Annotated in this window: 18 protein-coding genes; 9 read left to right on the top strand and 9 right to left on the bottom strand. The window is 49.8% G+C overall.

What is annotated here, in order from left to right:
- Position 1: 1 nt before the first annotated feature.
- The 7 genes from zapD to PZA18_RS08240 form a co-directional block, all read right to left on the bottom strand.
- Positions 2–760 (bottom strand): cell division protein ZapD, encoded by a 759-nt coding sequence (gene zapD, locus PZA18_RS08210; protein WP_284100332.1) that lies wholly within the window; start codon positions 758–760, stop codon positions 2–4.
- A 62-nt stretch (positions 761–822) separates the two neighbouring features.
- A complete protein-coding gene (gene coaE, locus PZA18_RS08215; protein ID WP_284100333.1) occupies positions 823–1,431 on the bottom strand; it encodes a dephospho-CoA kinase in 609 nt (202 codons plus the stop codon).
- Entirely contained in the window at positions 1,428–2,297 is an 870-nt protein-coding gene (locus PZA18_RS08220; RefSeq protein WP_284100334.1) for a prepilin peptidase, read from the bottom strand. Before PZA18_RS08220 ends, coaE begins: the two co-directional genes overlap by 4 nt.
- Positions 2,298–2,301: 4 nt before the next feature.
- The gene (locus PZA18_RS08225; RefSeq protein ID WP_284100335.1) at positions 2,302–3,534 is read right to left on the bottom strand and encodes a type II secretion system F family protein; all 1,233 of its coding nucleotides are present in this window, start codon (positions 3,532–3,534) and stop codon (positions 2,302–2,304) included.
- A gap of 32 nt (positions 3,535–3,566) precedes the next feature.
- The gene (gene pilB, locus PZA18_RS08230) at positions 3,567–5,279 is read right to left on the bottom strand and encodes a type IV-A pilus assembly ATPase PilB (protein WP_284100336.1); all 1,713 of its coding nucleotides are present in this window, start codon (positions 5,277–5,279) and stop codon (positions 3,567–3,569) included.
- A 168-nt stretch (positions 5,280–5,447) separates the two neighbouring features.
- Complete coding sequence (locus tag PZA18_RS08235) at positions 5,448–6,701, bottom strand: HlyC/CorC family transporter (protein WP_284100337.1); 1,254 nt, start codon at positions 6,699–6,701, stop codon at positions 5,448–5,450.
- Between the two features lie 152 nt (positions 6,702–6,853).
- The gene (locus PZA18_RS08240; protein ID WP_284100338.1) at positions 6,854–7,666 is read right to left on the bottom strand and encodes a cytochrome C assembly family protein; all 813 of its coding nucleotides are present in this window, start codon (positions 7,664–7,666) and stop codon (positions 6,854–6,856) included.
- Positions 7,667–7,794: 128 nt separating this feature from the next.
- On the opposite strand from PZA18_RS08240, the gene ffh reads away from it, so the two are divergent.
- The 7 genes from ffh to PZA18_RS08275 all read left to right on the top strand — a co-directional run bounded on the left by ffh (position 7,795) and on the right by PZA18_RS08275 (position 13,501).
- Complete coding sequence (gene ffh, locus PZA18_RS08245) at positions 7,795–9,138, top strand: signal recognition particle protein (protein ID WP_284100339.1); 1,344 nt, start codon at positions 7,795–7,797, stop codon at positions 9,136–9,138.
- A 94-nt stretch (positions 9,139–9,232) separates the two neighbouring features.
- Positions 9,233–9,478: a 30S ribosomal protein S16 gene (rpsP, locus tag PZA18_RS08250; RefSeq protein ID WP_284100340.1), complete on the top strand. Its 246-nt coding sequence runs from the start codon at positions 9,233–9,235 to the stop codon at positions 9,476–9,478.
- A 75-nt stretch (positions 9,479–9,553) separates the two neighbouring features.
- On the top strand, positions 9,554–10,036 hold the full coding sequence (rimM, locus tag PZA18_RS08255) for a ribosome maturation factor RimM (RefSeq protein ID WP_308447354.1): 483 nt from the start codon (positions 9,554–9,556) through the stop codon (positions 10,034–10,036).
- A gap of 9 nt (positions 10,037–10,045) precedes the next feature.
- A complete protein-coding gene (trmD, locus tag PZA18_RS08260; protein ID WP_284100431.1) occupies positions 10,046–10,852 on the top strand; it encodes a tRNA (guanosine(37)-N1)-methyltransferase TrmD in 807 nt (268 codons plus the stop codon).
- Positions 10,853–10,862: 10 nt separating this feature from the next.
- Complete coding sequence (gene rplS / locus PZA18_RS08265) at positions 10,863–11,237, top strand: 50S ribosomal protein L19 (protein WP_284100342.1); 375 nt, start codon at positions 10,863–10,865, stop codon at positions 11,235–11,237.
- 112 nt (positions 11,238–11,349) lie between these two features.
- Positions 11,350–13,002, top strand: a complete 1,653-nt coding sequence (locus PZA18_RS08270) for a hypothetical protein (protein WP_284100343.1) — start codon at positions 11,350–11,352, stop codon at positions 13,000–13,002.
- Positions 12,956–13,501, top strand: coding sequence for a methylated-DNA--[protein]-cysteine S-methyltransferase (locus PZA18_RS08275; protein ID WP_284100344.1), 546 nt, complete (start codon positions 12,956–12,958; stop codon positions 13,499–13,501). The genes PZA18_RS08270 and PZA18_RS08275 overlap by 47 nt, the downstream gene beginning before the upstream one ends.
- Before the next feature lie 129 nt (positions 13,502–13,630).
- On the opposite strand, the gene clpA is transcribed toward PZA18_RS08275, so the two are convergent.
- Together clpA and clpS are read right to left on the bottom strand one after the other, a co-directional pair.
- Positions 13,631–15,907, bottom strand: a complete 2,277-nt coding sequence (clpA, locus tag PZA18_RS08280) for an ATP-dependent Clp protease ATP-binding subunit ClpA (protein ID WP_284100345.1) — start codon at positions 15,905–15,907, stop codon at positions 13,631–13,633.
- Positions 15,907–16,215, bottom strand: a complete 309-nt coding sequence (clpS, locus tag PZA18_RS08285) for an ATP-dependent Clp protease adapter ClpS (RefSeq protein WP_284100346.1) — start codon at positions 16,213–16,215, stop codon at positions 15,907–15,909. The genes clpA and clpS overlap by 1 nt, the downstream gene beginning before the upstream one ends.
- Before the next feature lie 317 nt (positions 16,216–16,532).
- Between clpS and PZA18_RS08290 the strand changes: the two genes are divergently transcribed.
- Entirely contained in the window at positions 16,533–16,739 is a 207-nt protein-coding gene (locus PZA18_RS08290; RefSeq protein ID WP_284100347.1) for a cold-shock protein, read from the top strand.
- A gap of 92 nt (positions 16,740–16,831) precedes the next feature.
- On the top strand, positions 16,832–18,274 hold the full coding sequence (locus PZA18_RS08295; protein ID WP_284100348.1) for an MFS transporter: 1,443 nt from the start codon (positions 16,832–16,834) through the stop codon (positions 18,272–18,274).
- Positions 18,275–18,296 lie beyond the last annotated feature (22 nt).

Consider the following 18,296-nt stretch of genomic DNA (forward strand, 5'->3'; position numbering starts at 1 on the left):
CTCACAGATTGCAAAACGCCAAGGAAAAATCCACATCGCTTTCACATACTTTGGGCCGGTCACTATTCGACACGGCAGACACAAAGCGGATATTGATTGCGTACTTATTGGCCGACAACTCGGGGACATATGGCAAATCACTTGGCACGGAAATTTTCAGTAACTGGACCGTTTTCCCACCAGCCGTCTGCTGAAAAACCCCTTGCTTGGCCGTATAGCGGTGCACCTTGGCACTATCACGCAGCAGGCGCAATACGATATCAATCCCAAGTTTGATTGGCATCATCGGTGCCATCCAGTGGCCGAGCTGGGCACGACGCGCTTCGGCCGACTGCTGTTGCCAGTAGTGGTAGGAAGGGAGGTCAAACTCACACACACCGCCAGGGATATTGACGCGCTGCTTGATCGACATCAGCCACTCATTTTCCCGTAAGTGCTGGCCAAACTTACCCGTGGATTCAAGTAGCTTGGCATGAGTCAGCTCAATTTCCGACAACACATGCTCAAGAGCAGCTTCAGAAATCTGTGGATTATCCCGTAGCGCCTCTAGCGACTGCCGCTGACGTTCCAACTCCTGCAACAGGTCGGACTTCAAATCCGCGCGCGTAGCCACATCCATGATTTCAAACAAAACCAAGAGCGCAGAATGATGATCAAGCGGATGATCATTCTGAATAAAATGCTCCGCCCGGTAATAAAGATCCTCAAGACGCAACAAAATGCGAATGCGCTCATTGATCGGAAATTCGTAACTGGTCACTGTGGCCGCTACCTAATGGACTAGACCAAATTGTGCAAGATTCACACCCATTTGACAAACCATTAGCGAGAGCCCATCCGTGTGTAATGGTCATGCAAGGCCAGCACCTGCTGCCTGGCATGCTCTAAGGATCTGCCATTATCAATCAAGTCCGTTGCACGATTGACTCTCTCACTGCGCGACATTTGACTGGCGATAATGGCACGCACTTGCGCCTCGGTCATCGAACTTCTATCCATAACCCTCTGAATTTGCGTCTCTTCCGAGCAATCGACAACCAAAGACCGAGCAACTACGTCAGCATAAGCATTCGACTCGAACAACAGCGGCACCGCCAGCAGAATATATGGTGCGTCATTCGACACCTGCTGAATCCTCCGCATTACCTCCGCTCGGATTCGAGGGTGAAATATACTTTCCAGTTGTTTCCTTTTCTCGGAATCAGCGAAAACCAGCTGTCGCATCTTTACCCTATCCAGTGCCCCGTCGCCGGTCAAAAACTCAGGTCCGAACACACTCGCAACATCCTGCATGGCCGGAGAGCCCGATCGCGACATCTCATGCGCAATCACATCTGTGTCGATCAATGCGGCTCCAAGCTCTACGAACCACTCAGCAACCGTCGATTTTCCGCAGCCAATTCCACCAGTCAGACCGATAATCGGCTTCACATGCGCATCCAGTAACTAAGCGCTTGGTTTCCCCAAAGCATTGTCGCGTAGCCTGCAACAACCAGATATGGGCCATATGGCAACTTGGTCCCCCACCAACCACGTTTTGCTAGCAAGGTTGCTCCGCCGCCAATGATTACCCCAGCCAAGGACGAAAACAGAATAATGAAGGGGATCGACATCCAACCGAACCATGCGCCCAATGCGGCAAGCAGTTTAAAGTCCCCATACCCCATACCTTCTCTTTTTAAAAGAAGTTTGAAAATCCAGTATACCGACCAAAGAATCAAATAACCTACCACCGCACCAACAACAGCACTTTCAATAGAGGTATAAGATGAGCGCAAATTAAACAGCAGCCCAAGCCATATAAGCGGGTAAGTTAAATCATCCGGCAAATACATGGTATCTGCGTCAATGCAAAATAACGCCACCAAAATCCAGGTAAATAAAAACCCACCCAAAGCTTGAACACCCCAACCGAAATGCCAAGCGATAACACCCGTTAATACACCCGTAACCAGCTCAACAATTGGGTATCGAATAGAAATCCTATTACCGCAATTTCGGCACTTGCCTCGCAACAACAACCACGAGACAACAGGGATATTATCGTAAGCTTTAATGGCATTCCCGCAGCCAGGGCACGCGGACCGGGGAACGATCAAATTATACTTCTGCCGGACAGGCCAAGACTCTTCTGGAATATCCATACATTCGCATTCATAGCGAAAATCCGCCTCCATCATCTTTGGCAGACGATGAATGACAACATTCAGGAAGCTTCCAACGATTAGGCCCAAAATAACGGCAAGCACAACAAATAATGTTGGGCTTGCCGAAAGGACAAAAATAAATTCAGACAAGGGATTATCCGCCAACTGCCGCTCCCATCTTGAAGATTGGTAAATACATCGCAATAATCAAACCACCGATAATTGGGCCCAAAATCATCATAATTAACGGTTCCATCAAACTGGTCATTGCATCGACAGCATCATCAACTTCCTGCTCAAAAAAGTCAGCGATTTTTCCAAGCATAGAATCCAGAGCTCCAGACTCCTCTCCAATCGAGACCATCTGCAAAACCATATTTGGAAAAACCTCGCTATTCTGCATTGCCAGGGTCAAACTAGTACCAGTACTGACTTCCGCTTGAATTTTGCGGGTTGCATCTGCATAAACCACGTTACCTGCAGCTCCTCCTACAGAATCAAGCGCTTCAACTAAGGGTACACCGGCCGCAAACATGGTTGACATTGTACGTGTCCAACGAGCAATCGTTGCTTTACGGATAATGTCTCCAATAATGGGCAGCCTGAGCATTACACGATCCGTTCTCGCCTGTAAGGTCTTTGAACGCTTTTTTGCCTCAATAAACCCAAAAATACCACCTCCCAAGCCGCCAAAAATAGCCCACCAATAACTGGTAAATATATCCGATATATTAATCACCAATTGCGTAGGCGCAGGCAATGCAGCGCCAAAGCCCGAGAATAAATCCTTAAAGGCCGGGATCACGAAAATCATGATGACCGAAACAATAATCACAGCAGCAACAACAATGGCCGTCGGGTAAAACAAGGCTGACTTGATCTTCCCTTTAATCGCTAAAATCTTTTCCTTATACGTCGCGAGTCTATCGAGCAGAGCATCCAAAATACCAGCCTGCTCGCCGGCTTGTACCAAATTGCAATAAAGTTGATCAAAATAGAGCGGATGTTTACGAAAAGCCTGAGCCAAACTAGAGCCCGTCTCCACATCTGTCTTAATATCAGTCAGTAATTTGGTGACAGAAGGATTGGAATGGCCTTTTGCAACAATATCAAAAGCCTGCAGTAAAGGCACACCGGCCTTCATCATTGTGGCCATTTGCCGGGTAAACATCGCCAAGTCTTTTTCGGTAATTTTCTTACCGGATGACATGGATTGCTTTTTTATCTTCAGGACGTTAATTCCCTGGCGGCGCAAGCTGGCTCGGACAACCGCATCACCGCCGGCACGCATTTCCCCCCGGACGATTTTCCCTGTGCGATCACGCCCTTCCCACTGGAAAGTAAACTCCTTGACCGCCGCTTTTTTATCCTTTGCTGGCACCGCCATGCAAATCTCCCCATGCGCCAGGGCGCACCACTTTACTCGTTGGTAACAGCCTCAACTTCCGTCAAAGAAGTCAGACCCTGTTTTACTTTCAATAACCCCGACTGCCGCAGATCACGAATTCCCTCGCGCTGAGCCTGATCCGCAATGTCAATCGAATTGCCCTGCTTCATAATAATCCGCTGCATTTCTTCACTGATTGGCATAACCTGATAAATACCTACCCGGCCTTTATAACCAGTTCCCTTGCAAATATCGCAGCCAACAGGACCATATGGCTGCCAGGTCCCATCAAGATCTTCCTCTTTGAAACCGGCACGCAGCAAAGCATCATTTGGAATATCAATCGGCTTTTTACAACTCGAACACAAACGTCTAGCCAAACGTTGACCCGTAATAAGAATTACTGAAGATGCAATATTGAATGGCGCAATACCCATATTTAGCATACGAGACAATGTAGCAGGTGCATCATTCGTATGAAGGGTAGAAAACACCATGTGGCCAGTTTGAGCGGCTTTAATCGAAATATCCGCCGTTTCCAAATCTCGAATTTCACCGACCATAATAATGTCCGGATCCTGCCGCAAAAAGGACTTCAAAGCTGCGGCAAACGTCAAGCCCGCCTTATCATTAACGTTTACCTGATTAATGCCAGGCAAGTTGATTTCAGCGGGATCTTCTGCAGTGGAAATATTAATCCCTGGCTCATTTAAGATATTAAGACAGGTATAAAGAGAAACCGTTTTTCCCGAACCCGTAGGCCCCGTCACTAATACCATTCCGTAAGGTCGATGAATGGCATTTAAGAGAGCCTCTCTCTGATCAGGCTCATAACCCAATGCATCAATCCCTAAAGTGGCTGACGACGGATCAAGAATACGCATACATATCTTTTCACCAAATAGCGTTGGCAACGAAGATACCCGGAAATCAATAGCGCGATTCTTTGATAGAACAAGCTTCATCCGCCCATCCTGCGGAATACGCTTTTCTGAAATGTCCAGCTTCGAAATAACCTTAATTCGAGATGCAATTTTTTCCTTGATGGCTAATGGCGGTTGCGCCACTTCTCGTAAAACGCCGTCAATCCGGTATCTCACCCGGTAAAATTTCTCATAAGGTTCGAAATGAATATCCGATGCGCCGCCATTGATTGCATCCATCAATATTTTCTGGATGTATTTCACCACTGGCGCATCATCGACTTCCGCCATGACCGATTCGGATTCCGGGGCTTGCTCTTCACCACCCGAAATTTCCAGCTCATCCTGATCTATCGTGATGTCTTTGAGATTTGCACCGCTGGCTTCAACCAGCTTTTCAATCATTGTGGTGAGTTTATTATCCTCAACAATGATAGGATCTGACGCCAAACCTGTCTGAAACTTGACGTCATCCAATGCTTGTAGATTTGTCGGATCAGAAATCCCGATAAACAGCTTATTTCCGCGTTTAAAAAGCGGTACAACCCTTCGACTCGTCATCAATTTATGATCGATGACATTGCTTGGAATATAAGCAGAGTCTAATTGGCTAAGATCAAACAGAGGATAGCCAAATGTCTGCGAAGCAAACTCTGCTACCTGCGCAGCTGTCATCTTTTTGCTCTGAATCAGCTGCTGAATAAAAGACGAGTTGCTCGATTGAACCTGCGACTGAATCGCCTCTGCATCAGCCTCTTGCAGACGCCCTTGTTGCACCAAGGCGCGAGCAAGACCAGAAAGCGTTGTGGGAGCTTGAGCCATCGTGGGCCTATTCAATTGGGAAAATCATGAAATGGACAATTCTCGCCGGCATATGATGCTTTAGGATAACATCATATCAAGCCTGAAATTTCGACCTTCCGCGAAATGCGATCGGCACAAATAATGCACTTGTCAAGTTGCTTTGTAAAGCTGGAAGCCGCTTCCAGACTAGGGATAGAGCCGAACGCTCTTGATGCTTCGGCCTTGAGTTTGAACAATTTCCAAGCGGTGTTCCGAGATCTGCAAGCACGTTCCAGCCTCCGGTATGTCTTCGAAAAATTCTAGAATGAGCCCGTTCAGTGTCTTGGGCCCATCAACAGGAAATCGACATCCCAGCTTCCTGTTTAGCTCACGCAAGCCAGCTTTTCCATCAATCAGCGCAGATCCATCCTTCTGAAGCTTGAACAGGGATACTTGATTGGGAGATGTCGTAGTGAACTCACCGACCATCTGTTCGAGTATATCCTCTAAAGTCACCAGTCCCAGCATTTCACCATATTCATCTACAACCAGGCCAAGCCGTTGCTGAGTCTCCTGAAAACGCTGCAACTGGGTAAATAGCGGCGTACCAGAAGGTATAAAGTATGGATCGCGTATTACCTCCCTCATGGCAATATCAATTGCTTCCTGTTGAAAAAGATGAGGGACCATTCTTACGTGAACTACACCAAGTATATTATCTGAATCAGCTTCATAAACAGGTAATCGAGTATGATGGCAAGTTACCAACTGCCGCTTTATTTCATCTGCCGAAGCGGCCAAATCAAGCGCTTCAATTTGATGTCGTGGTGTCATTACGTCATTCACAGTAATGCTTTCGAGATCAAACAAATTCATTAGAATGCTATGATGTTTCTTCTCTATAAAATTACCGGCCTCCAAAACTAGTAAACGTAACTCTTCGGGGCTAATTTTTGTTGAACTTTCCGATTCCAAACCCAACCGAAAAATCTTCAACAAGCCGCGCACAAATATATTTACGACATATACAATAGGCGACAATATTTTCAGCAATGCGGCGAGCAAATAACTGGACGCCAATGCGACAGGCTCGGGCCGACTGGCGGCAATAACTTTTGGGAATGCTTCACTGAATATTAAAATGCTAAAGGTTACTAAAGCCGTGGCAACCCCTAGCACCCATTCCTCATCTCCGGCAACTCGAAATGCAATTACGGTAGATAATGTTGCCGCTGAGGAATTAACAAAGCTGCTACCGAGAAGAATGACTCCTAGCAATTTTTCTATTTTATGAAGCAAAGCCTGTGTAAGTATTGCAGCACGTTCATTCTTGGCCACCCGAGCCTTAAGGCGATATCGGTTAACCGCCATCATCGCAGTTTCGGATGCCGAAAAAAAAGCAGACGCCAGCAAACATGCAACTAGGGCGATAAAGAGAAAACTCGTTGGAATGGCATCCAAGATGTACGATCACTCCAATTTAGTTACAAGAAACCAAACATTCTGGGTTTACAATTAAGTAAATACATCTTCAACACACTCACTATTGAGAGACCTCTTCCATATAAATCAAATTAGCACATCCACTTACGCTAACAAGAAGCCAAATTCACTCAGATTCTCCCCAAAATAACCTCCAGAACAAATCGGCTACCAATATACGCCAATAGCAACAATGAAAATCCGCCCAAGGTCCAATTAGCAGCCAATTTTCCACGCCAGCCATACCAATGATGCCCTGCAAGCAAAGCTCCAAATACAATCCAGGATAAAATTGCAAATACTGTTTTGTGGGATAAAGTTACGCCATGTCCAAATATTGCTTCAGAGAACAATACTCCGGAAAAAAGGGTAAATGTCAGCAGGACGAAACCCGTAGTGATCGCGTAAAACAAAAGCTTCTCAAGTGACAGCAATGGTGGTAGCTGACCAAATACGGTAAAACGCCGGTGCTCATGCAATTGCCTATGCGCCATCAGCATTAACACCGCCAGTCCCGCTGCCATTGCCAGAAAGCCATATGAAAGCATGGCAATGATGAAATGAATTTTGAACAGTACCGAAGAAAAATGAAGAACCGGATGACCTGATGGCAAAAACAAGCTAACCAGCAAACTGAGTGATGCCAAGGGTAAGACAATCCCTTGCATACCCTCCAGCTTGTAGAAAAAACCTGCGGTCCAATATAAGGCAGCGGATAGCCACGCCAAAAGCAAAATTCCTTCCTTTGCCCCAAAACGAGGAATTTCACCTGCAGCCAACGGGCCGAACGCCAGTGGCGCATGCAGCAGCAACGTTGTTGCCAGCACAAGATGCTCCAGTCCTTCACGTTGCGGCAAGGCTTGCCCGGACGATCGCCTGCCAAGCAGGTAATTGATCGATAAACAGATATAAAATGCGAGTACAACTAAAGCGAGTGGGTTCACTGTCAACTTTGGGTAAAATCGTAAATTAAATTGGTTTCATTGCAGCCTTGCACTGATGAAATCAGACGCAAGAGCAAGTCTAACAGAGCACTGGAGCTGTTTCAGGCGCCCATTCAAAGGATTGATTCATGCTTGATAATCTAACATCGCGCCTGGCGGATGTTGTCAAATCTCTTCGCGGTCAGGCTCGACTGACTGAGGCCAACATTCAGGATGCCATGCGCGAAGTTCGGATGGCATTGCTGGAAGCAGACGTTGCTTTACCCGTCGTCAAAGTCTTTATAAATGACGTCAAGCAACGCGCCCTGGGCCAGGATGTTTTAGGTAGCCTGACTCCAGGGCAGGCCGTCATCGGGGTGGTACATGACGAGCTAAAGAAGCTCATGGGCGAGCAGAATGATGCGCTTAATCTTGCAGCCGTACCGCCCGCAATTGTGCTGATGGCCGGCCTTCAGGGCGCAGGAAAAACCACGACCACCGGCAAGCTGGCCAAACTTCTCAAAGAGACTCAAAAGAAAAAAGTTCTGGTCGTCAGCGCAGATGTATACCGCCCTGCAGCGATAGAGCAGTTGAAGATGTTAGCTTCACAGATTGGAGTTGAGTGGTTCCCTTCCTTACCCAGCCAAACCCCCAAAGACATCGCAGCATCCGCTCTGGATCACGCCAAGCGTCATTTCTTTGACGTCCTGATCGTTGACACTGCTGGTCGCTTGGCAATTGACCAGGAGATGATGGACGAAATCAAGGCATTGCATGCCTTTCTAAACCCAATAGAAACCCTGTTTGTCGTAGATGCCATGCAAGGCCAGGATGCCGTGAATACAGCCCAGGCATTCAACGCAGCCCTACCTTTAACTGGGGTCATCCTTACTAAGCTTGATGGCGATTCTCGAGGTGGCGCAGCGTTGTCGGTTCGCCATGTCACAGGCAAACCCATTAAATTCATTGGGGTTGGGGAGAAAGTTACTGGGTTGGAACCATTCCATCCGGACCGGCTAGCCTCCCGCATTCTTGGCATGGGTGACGTACTCTCTTTAATCGAAGAGGTCCAGAAGTCTGTCGATGTCGAAGAGGCACAGAAGCTTGCCAAGAAGATGAAAACCGGCAAGGGATTTGACCTAGAGGACTTCAAAACCCAGATTCAGCAAATGAAAAAGATGGGAGGGATGACTGCCCTGCTCGACAAAATGCCAGGGCAACTCTCCCAGTTGGCACAGGGTCAGGATACCGATAAAGCTGTTGCGCGCATCGAAGGCATCATCAACTCAATGACTCCTGCGGAACGAGCAAAGCCCGAAATTTTAAAAGCCAGCCGCAAACGGCGTATCGCCGCCGGCGCAGGCGTTTCCGTACAAGAAGTCAACCGATTGCTGAATCAGTTTGAGCAAACGCAAAAAATGATGAAACAGTTTTCTGGCAAGGGAATGATGAAATTAATGCGGGGCATGAAGAACATACTACCCGGCATGTAGCCATATCCCCTTGCAAATTTGGCATTTTCAGTAATAGAATCCTGATCTTTTTCCGAATTCTTTCGGATCTCACTTGCACGAAAGGTAAAGGGTCATGGTAGTGATTCGTCTTTCCCGTGGCGGCGCAAAAAACCGTCCTTTCTACAACGTAGTCGTAACAGATTCCCGCAATCGTCGCGACGGCCGCTTCATTGAGCGCGTTGGTTTTTACAATCCAGTTGCAGCAGAAGGCACCGAAGGCGTGCGCCTCTCTCTGGACCGTATCAATCATTGGATCAGCAATGGTGCACAACTGTCTGATAGCGTTGCCAAGCTCGTCAAGCGCGCAAAGGCTGCGTAAGTCGCATTTATCAGCATGAGCCGTAATATTGCCCAGGACCCTCAAGACTCAAGCAATCCAACAGATCTGGTGCCAATGGCTTATATTTCTGGAGCGTTTGGTGTTAGAGGCAGCATTAAAGTTGTGGCAGACACCGAATATGCCGATAGCCTTTTTGACTATCCAACTTGGTGGTTAGGGCGGGATGGACGGTGGCAACGCTATACCTTTGTCGAAGGTCAAATTCACTCCAAGGTGCTCATCGCTACCTTGGACGGTGTAGATGACCGAGATAAGGCAGACAGTCTTCGTGGTTGCACGATTGCAGTGCCGCGCTCTGAAATGCCTGAGGCAGACGAGAACGAGTACTACTGGACCGACTTGGTAGGCATGGCAGTTCGGAACGTCGCAGGTGAGTACTTGGGTACCGTAGTTGAGCTGTTTGAGACCGGCGCCAATGACGTGCTGGTTGTGCGCGATGCACCGATAGAGCGGCTGATCCCGTTTGTCGCATCAGTTGTGCTAACTGTTGACGACATTGCTCGCACAATCACCGTCGACTGGGGCTTGGATTTTTAGCGGATGACCATGCGGTTTGATGTCATTACGCTATTCCCCGAGATGTTCTCTGCCATTACCGACTTCGGTATAAACAGACGAGCATTAGAAAAAGATTTGTACGCTTTGCACTGCTGGAATCCTCGTGACTTTACGGCAGATAACTATCGTACGATTGATGACCGGCCCTATGGCGGCGGACCGGGGATGGTGATGCTTCCGGAACCGCTGCTTGCAGCAATTGAAGCAGCCAAGGTCGCCCAGAATCAAGCAGGCAATTTGGCTCCCAAGGTCATTTATCTGTCACCACAAGGCCAGCCGCTTGATCAAGCAGCTGTAAAGCAGCTTTCAGCATGCTCCGGTTTGGTGTTGCTTTGTGGACGCTACGAGGGTGTTGATGAGCGAGTGATTAAACACTCTGTTGATGTTGAAGTTTCGATTGGTGACTATGTTCTGTCTGGGGGTGAGCTTGGGGCCATGGTAATGATGGACTCAATAATTCGCCAGCTTCCGGGCGCACTTAATCACAATCTTTCAGCTCAACAAGACTCATTTGAAGATGGGTTACTGGACTGCCCCCACTATACCCGGCCGGAAGACTACCGTGGCATGACGGTTCCAGATGTTCTGTTATCTGGAAATCATGCTGAAATACGCCGCTGGCGTTTGAAGCAGGCACTGGGTCGTACATGGCTACGTCGCCCTGATTTGCTTGACCAGCGGGTTTTATCAAAAGAGGAAGCTCGGCTGCTGTCTGATTTCAAATCAGAACACATCACTCAATCGATGCAGCAGGAACAAGCTAATCCAGAATCACGCCCCTTGACTGAGGGCTAGGAGTTTGACAATGAATCTGATCCAGCAACTGGAACAAGAAGAAATCGCTCGTTTGGGCAAGACCATTCCCGAGTTTGCACCTGGCGATACCGTCGTCGTGCAAGTTAAGGTAAAGGAAGGTAACCGTGAGCGTCTGCAGGCTTACGAAGGTGTTGTAATTGCCAAGCGTAATCGTGGTTTGAACTCGTCTTTTATCGTTCGCAAGATTTCTTCTGGTGAAGGTGTTGAGCGTACATTCCAAACTTACTCCCCACTGGTGGCTGCCATTGAGGTAAAGCGCCGTGGTGATGTTCGTCGCGCCAAGCTTTACTTCCTGCGTAGCCGTTCCGGCAAGGCTGCTCGTATCAAGGAAAAGCTGCCAACACGTAAGGTTGCCGCAGAGTAAATTCTACTCAAAGCACCGCACACCAAAGCGCGAGACCATCAGGCTCGCGCTTTTGTCATTTCAGACCTCTCCCATACAATTAGTAAACGGGTCATTTCTGGATGGCAATCCCATGCAATTTCTACTCACTCTGATTTTCTATCTTGTCGCAGGGGCTTGTTTAGCCAGCCCAGAAGACCTCGTACAGACACATCAGATCGCCAAAGAAGTATCGCTACGTTTAGCCTTAAGTCGTATCGAACGGCTCCAACCAAAGCTTACATCTGATACCGAATGGGCAGATTGGGAAGCGCTACGCTGGCAGGCGCTTCGGGAACTCAAACAGCCCGAGATGCTTTTAGAACGATTGCAAGCGCAGGAAGCGATGAAGGTAGAAGACGCGTCGCAAGCACTCTCTTGGACTTACCTTGCACATACCTTTAATGAGAAGAAGCAACACCCCATCAGCCAACTCGCAGGGCTCAACGCTATCTGGACGACAGCGGTAGATCCTCAAGCTCTGTCGTCACTGCGACTCCAGATCGTTGAAGCACAGCTCGCACAAAGGATGGGGGACGAAGCATATCGCTCGATGCTTCGGTATCAACAAGATAAAGTGAGCCTCAACAAAGATGAAGCAGCAAACTTTGCTGTTGGCCTATTTACTATCGGTCAAGACAAGCTAGCGGCGACCTGGCTAGATTTGTTAGACCCAAAGCACCCAGTTTTTTATCTAGTAGAACACAGGCTGAGCCGTATAAGCGGCCTCACCTTCACACAATACTTGACATCCCTGCCCGCCGACCGCCTACTTCAATACTTGCCGCTGATCAAACAGCAAGCGGCGAAAGCGCAGGACACCAGGCTCAATCTTTGGTTGGATGAACGTTTTCCAAACTCAACGCCAAATACGAAGGATCTATGGAGCAGCTACCGCCAAGTCGCGTTATCTCTGGGTAATGAAGCACAGCTACTAACAGGGGATGATGCGGCATGGTCCGCGCTATACAAGCAGTGGGAAAAGAAAGACGCACTCACTGCGCGTGCCATCCTTGCACACCAATCCATTACTGCCAGCACCGACGCAATGCGGCAGCAAAGTGCCGTGCGACTACTCCAGCAGCTCGTTGAACTTGGCCTAACCGATGCAGCATTCAGCCTATTTGGCGAGGGTAGCCAGTACAAGGTGCAAGAAGATACCCAATTACGTTACCAACTCGGCATGCTGGCCGCATCCAGAAAGCTTTACCTCCTTGCCCATGACTACTGGCAAGACCTAAGCTTGCCGGCCGAAGAATCCAACATGTCCTTATGGTCGATTCGACAGGCGGAGGTATTGCTGCGTGCAGGGAAAGTAGAAAACACTGGAGCTTTGATAAGACAGATCATCAAAGACGAAACGCCGATACCTGCTGAGCAGGTCCCTCAGGCGCTGGAAGTGGCTCGGCTAGCGGGTGACTCCGGCCACCAAGAGCTCGCTCTGGAGTTACTTGGTAATCTCGCCAGGCGCACAGCCGGCGATTTCAAAGCGAAAGTAGCCATGGTGCAGGGGCGCTTGCTGCTTGCCAAACAGCAATTTGTTGCCGCCGCAGATGCCTTTGCCAGTGCACTACTCCTGAGCAAGGATGTGGACTTGAAAAGAAATGCGCAGTCGCTTGCGGAAACATGCTTCCAAATCATCGGCTGGCCTGACCAACCATACACTACGAAAAGTCACACCAGGACGGAGAAGCCTACGGATGCCCCATCACGCAACGACATTACCAAACGTGCCAAGCCTAACTGACTCCGCTTCGTCGCTGCGATCCCAAACAGCACTTATTACTCCTATTGGGAAAATCTGTTTTGAAGCAGATGAACAGTACCTTTATCACCTCAACCTGTTTTGTGATGACAGCACAGACATCAGGCACCCCACCAGTAGCCTGGCTCAGGAAATATGCAGACAAATCGCCGCCTATTTCAACCAGCCGTCCCATCACTTCCAGCTGCCGGTATACCTTGAAGGTAGCGACCATCAACTAAAAGTCTGGCGCGCGATTTCCGAAATTGGCGCTGGCAACGTCAGTACCTACGGAGAACTCGCCGCACGTTGCCAATCGAGTTCCCGCGCAGTTGGAACGGCATGTGGTCACAACCCCGTCCCGCTGATCATTCCTTGCCATCGGGTAGTCGCAGCCACTGGACTTGGCGGCTTCGCAGGAGGGAAAACCGAAGACACCTTGCGGATAAAACGCTGGTTGCTCACCCACGAACTTTTTGCTAACAAAATGATTGCCAAATAATATGCCGTTGGATTTTCCATCCACCAAAAGAAAAAGCCGTTCAACACTTGCTGAACGGCCGTCTTGATACCAACCAGGTCCAGAGACCAGCTAGCACGAACAAATCGTCAAGCCCGATATCCTTCCCATTTAAGCGCTCGCAGCGGCTTCTACCTGATCAGACTTGATATCAAGCAGCACCTTACCTTGATCATCCACATCAATCTCGACTTCACCACCACTGGCCAACCGCCCGAACAACAACTCATCAGCAAGGGCCTTTCGGATGGTATCCTGAATGAGCCGCGCCATCGGACGAGCCCCCATGAGAGGGTCAAAACCCTTCTTCGCCAAATAAGCGCGCAGCGCAGGAGTAAAGCGGGCCTCGACCTTCTTGTCGTGCAACTGTCCCTCAAGTTGCATCAAGAATTTATCGACAACCTGCATGATGATTTCGTGATTCAGCGCAGCAAATGACACTATCGCATCAAGCCGATTACGGAACTCTGGTGTAAACAGTCGCTTGATCTCCTGCAACTCGTCACCGACAGATTTATTCAGCGTAAAGCCGATACTCGATTTGTTCAGCGCCTCTGCACCCGCATTGGTAGTCATGACGATGATGACATTTCGGAAATCAGACTTGCGGCCGTTGTTATCAGTCAGCGTGCCATGGTCCATCACCTGCAGCAGCACATTGAAAATGTCGGGATGTGCTTTCTCGATTTCATCCAGAAGCAATACGGCATAGGGATGCTTGGTAATGGCCTCGGTCAACAACCCGCCTTGCTCAAACCCAACATAACCGGGAGGAGCACCAATCAGTCTCGATACGGCATGCCTCTCCATGTATTCGGACATATCGAAGCGAATTAGCTCTACACCCAGCGTGTACGCAAGTTGACGAGCGACCTCAGTCTTGCCAACCCCAGTCGGACCAGAGAATAGGAAAGAACCAATCGGTTTCTGAGGATTACCAAGTCCAGACCGGGCCATCTTGATCGCCGATGACAGCGCATCAATCGCCGCATCCTGACCAAACACCACAGATTTCAGATCACGATCCAGCGTCTTCAGAGCATTTCTATCATCGGAAGACACGTTCTTGGGCGGGATTCGCGCAATCTTGGCAACGATCTCCTCAATCTCATGTTTGCTGATGGTTCTCTTTTGCCGCGACTTGGGCAGAATGCGCTGAGCAGCACCAGCCTCATCAATCACATCAATCGCCTTGTCCGGCAGATGCCGATCATTGATGTATTTCGCCGACAATTCAGCGGCAGTAGACAAGGCGGCATGCGTGTACTTGACGCCATGGTGCTCTTCAAAGCGCGATTTGAGTCCCTTCAGGATTTCGACAGTCTGCTCAATCGTCGGCTCGATAATATCGACCTTCTGGAAACGTCTCGATAAGGCATTATCTTTCTCGAAAATACCGCGAAATTCGTTATAAGTTGTAGCGCCAATACATTTCAGGGCGCCATTCGACAATGCCGGCTTGAGCAGATTGGAAGCATCAAGCGTCCCGCCAGAGGCAGCACCCGCCCCCACCAGAGTATGAATTTCGTCGATGAAGAGAATGGCTTTGCGGTCTTCGGTCAGCTGCTTAATAACCGCTTTCAACCGCTGCTCGAAGTCTCCGCGATACTTGGTACCAGCCAGCAAAGCGCCCATATCCAAGGCATAGACGGTGGACTCCGCCAAGATATCCGGCACGCTTCCTTCGATAATCCGACGAGCCAAACCCTCCGCAATGGCCGTCTTGCCCACCCCCGCTTCCCCTACCAGTAAGGGATTGTTCTTGCGGCGACGGCAAAGAATCTGAATCACACGCTCCAATTCAGACTCTCGCCCTATTAGCGGGTCAATGCGCCCAGCCAGTGCCTGCTGATTCAGGTTCTGCGTAAAACTTTCGAGTGCTCCGTGGGTAGCCTGCTCGGCCTCGGCCTCATGTTCGTGGTCTGGCTTCTGCGGCTGGCTAGGCGCCTGCGGCGACACCTTGCTGATGCCGTGCGATATGTAATTGACAACATCCAGCCGGGTAACGCCCTGCTGATGCAGGAAGTAGACGGCATGAGAATCTTTCTCACCAAAGATGGCCACCAACACATTCGCGCCGGTCACCTCCTTCTTGCCTGATGACTGCACATGCAGGATAGCCCGCTGAATAACGCGCTGAAAACCGATTGTGGGCTGGGTTTCCACCTCCCCACTACCAGCGACCAGCGGCGTATGTTGCGCCACAAAATCACTCAGGCTCTTACGCAGTTCTTCGATATTGGCAGCACAAGCGCGTAACACCTCTGCAGCGCTTGGGTTGTCGAGCATTGCCAATAAGAGGTGCTCCACGGTGATATATTCATGACGCTTCTGGCGTGCATCCATAAAAGCCATGTGGAGGCTTACTTCCAGTTCTTGGGCGATCATCAGTTTTCCTCCATGACACATTGCAGCGGGTGCTGATGCTGCCGCGCGAATTCAATCACCTGGTCCACTTTGGTGGCCGCGATATCTTTAGGGTAGACCCCGCAGACACCTTTTCCTTCAGTATGTACCTTCAGCATGATCCTTGTTGCCTGTTCACGGTCTTTGCTGAAGAACTGCTGGAGTACGATCACGACGAAGTCCATCGGCGTAAAGTCATCGTTAAGCAGCATCACCTTGTAAAGCGGTGGTGGCTTGAGGCGCGTAGGCGCCTTGGCGAGTTCAACGCCGTCATCATTCTTTGTCGTCATCAGGTTGAAAGAGTAAGAGCAGTAAACATCCTACCCTTAATTTTGGCTTTCCCAGGGCATTTTTCAAGAGAGGATAATTGACGGAACTTTTGTCGCGAATAAGGATCAAAGCGCGCATCGCGCTTGACGCACGCCACGAAATGAGCGTAAAAAGCCGGGGTGTTTGAATTCAAGTTTTTTGCAGCACCGGCGGTGTCGGCAGTACCGCAGTTTCTACTGCAGCGGTCGTCCAAGCTTGGCTTGTTTTGCGAGTCTTGATCCTCAAACCTTTTTGGGGTAAGCCCCGTTACCTTAGAAACTTGTTAGGATAGATGCAAATGGCAACTGGTACTGTGAAATGGTTCAATGACTCCAAAGGCTACGGCTTCATTACGCCCGACGACGGTGGAGAGGATCTGTTCGCACACTTCTCGGCAATTTCAAACGTTTCTGGTTTCAAGACGCTCAAGGAAGGCCAAAAGGTTTCATTTGAAGTGACCCAAGGTCCAAAGGGCAAGCAAGCTTCCAACATTCAGGTGATGTAAGAAGCTGCCGGGGCCTCTCGCAAGAAAGGTTCCTGCACCAGACAAAAAGCCTGCAACAATCGTTGCGGGCTTTTTGTTTGTCGAGTCAGACCATGCCGAATCTGATCGACGCTGTTTTTCTTATCAATTCCGCATCGGCAATTATGAGCCCTCTCGAATTACGTGCCTCCGCCGGTCTTGCCGGCCTGTATGCCCTGCGAATGCTTGGCATGTTCCTCATCCTTCCTGTGTTTGCCATTTACGCCTCGCAGCTGCCCGGTGGCGACAACCATAGCTTGGTAGGCATTGCTCTGGGTGCTTACGGGTTGACCCAAGCGCTGTTCCAACTACCGTTCGGCATGCTGTCAGACCGGATTGGTCGCAAACGCGTCATCTACATTGGCTTGCTTTTGCTGGCGATCGGCAGCGCAGTATGTGCGCTGGCTCCCAATATCCAATGGATCATCATCGGCCGTTCGCTTCAGGGTGCCGGAGCCATTTCGGCCGCGCTGATGGCCTTGCTGGCCGACCTCACACGGGAAGAAATCCGTACCATGGCCATGGCTATGGTTGGTGCTTCCATCGGAGTGACGTTTGCTGTTTCGTTGGTAATCGCCCCAGCGCTGATCGAATGGATTGGATTGCCCGGTGTCTTTGCCTTGACCGGCGCCCTGGCCATCGCAGGCATGATCGGCGTCTGGCAGATCATTCCCAAGCCAGCCCTATCGCGTTTTCACTCAGATACGGAAGCCAATATCTCCAAACTGCCTCAGTCTCTCCGACATCCGCAGCTGGCACGTCTCAACTACGGAATCTTTGCCTTGCATGCTGCCCAGATGGCCATGTTCGTCACCATGCCGCTGGCGTTGCAGCACACCGGGCATCTGCCGGTGGCCAAGCACTGGCAAGTCTACCTACCGGTGGTCGTTCTGGGTTTTCTCTGCATGATCCCGGCTGTGATCTACGGCGAAAAGAAACACCAGCTCAAGCGGGTATTTGTCGCAGCGGTCGCTTTGATGTTGATCGCTCAGTTAGGAATGGCGTTTGCCCTGCATAGCTTCTGGCAGATTGTCTTGTTCCTGGCAATTTACTTCATCGCATTCAATGTACTGGAAGCCACGCTCCCCTCACTCATTTCCAAAATCGCTCCGGCAGATGCACGCGGCACAGCCATAGGCGTCTATAACACAGCACAGTCATTAGGCATCTTTATCGGTGCCAGCGCCGGAGGTTGGCTCTACCACTACGCAGGCACCTCGGCCGTATTCGTCTTCTGTGTGGTGCTGATGAGCATATGGCTGTGGGTAGCGATGGGTATGCGACCACCCGAGCCGGTGAGAACCAAGTTATTCCATATAGGCGAGAGCTGGGCTGGGGATGCACGTTTGCTGTCTGCCCAACTGGGAAGTGTCCGTGGGGTACGGGAAGCAGTGGTGATTCTGGATGAGCGCGTCGCCTACCTGAAGGTCTCACAGGATGGATGGGACGAAGCCGCTGCCTCAGCCTTGATAGCAACAACCGAAGCTGCTACAAGCTCCAGTAGCCCTACGCCTTGATCCGCATTCGGATATGTCCAAC

It is taken from the genome of Parachitinimonas caeni, assembly GCF_030129945.1.
In the GTDB taxonomy this organism is placed as follows: domain Bacteria; phylum Pseudomonadota; class Gammaproteobacteria; order Burkholderiales; family Chitinimonadaceae; genus Parachitinimonas; species Parachitinimonas caeni.

Excerpts from the sequence above, each read along its gene's own strand:
- clpS (WP_284100346.1), bottom strand. The coding sequence starts at position 16,215 with ATGACGACAAAGAATGATGACGGCGTTGAACTCGCCAAGGCGCCTACG.
- clpA (WP_284100345.1), bottom strand. The coding sequence starts at position 15,907 with ATGATCGCCCAAGAACTGGAAGTAAGCCTCCACATGGCTTTTATGGAT.
- PZA18_RS08295 (WP_284100348.1), top strand. The coding sequence starts at position 16,832 with ATGCCGAATCTGATCGACGCTGTTTTTCTTATCAATTCCGCATCGGCA.
- ffh (WP_284100339.1), top strand. The coding sequence starts at position 7,795 with ATGCTTGATAATCTAACATCGCGCCTGGCGGATGTTGTCAAATCTCTT.
- PZA18_RS08275 (WP_284100344.1), top strand. The coding sequence starts at position 12,956 with ATGCCCCATCACGCAACGACATTACCAAACGTGCCAAGCCTAACTGAC.
- pilB (WP_284100336.1), bottom strand. The coding sequence starts at position 5,279 with ATGGCTCAAGCTCCCACAACGCTTTCTGGTCTTGCTCGCGCCTTGGTG.
- trmD (WP_284100431.1), top strand. The coding sequence starts at position 10,046 with ATGCGGTTTGATGTCATTACGCTATTCCCCGAGATGTTCTCTGCCATT.
- PZA18_RS08225 (WP_284100335.1), bottom strand. The coding sequence starts at position 3,534 with ATGGCGGTGCCAGCAAAGGATAAAAAAGCGGCGGTCAAGGAGTTTACT.
- rpsP (WP_284100340.1), top strand. The coding sequence starts at position 9,233 with ATGGTAGTGATTCGTCTTTCCCGTGGCGGCGCAAAAAACCGTCCTTTC.
- PZA18_RS08270 (WP_284100343.1), top strand. The coding sequence starts at position 11,350 with ATGCAATTTCTACTCACTCTGATTTTCTATCTTGTCGCAGGGGCTTGT.
- rplS (WP_284100342.1), top strand. The coding sequence starts at position 10,863 with ATGAATCTGATCCAGCAACTGGAACAAGAAGAAATCGCTCGTTTGGGC.
- PZA18_RS08290 (WP_284100347.1), top strand. The coding sequence starts at position 16,533 with ATGGCAACTGGTACTGTGAAATGGTTCAATGACTCCAAAGGCTACGGC.
- rimM (WP_308447354.1), top strand. The coding sequence starts at position 9,554 with ATGGCTTATATTTCTGGAGCGTTTGGTGTTAGAGGCAGCATTAAAGTT.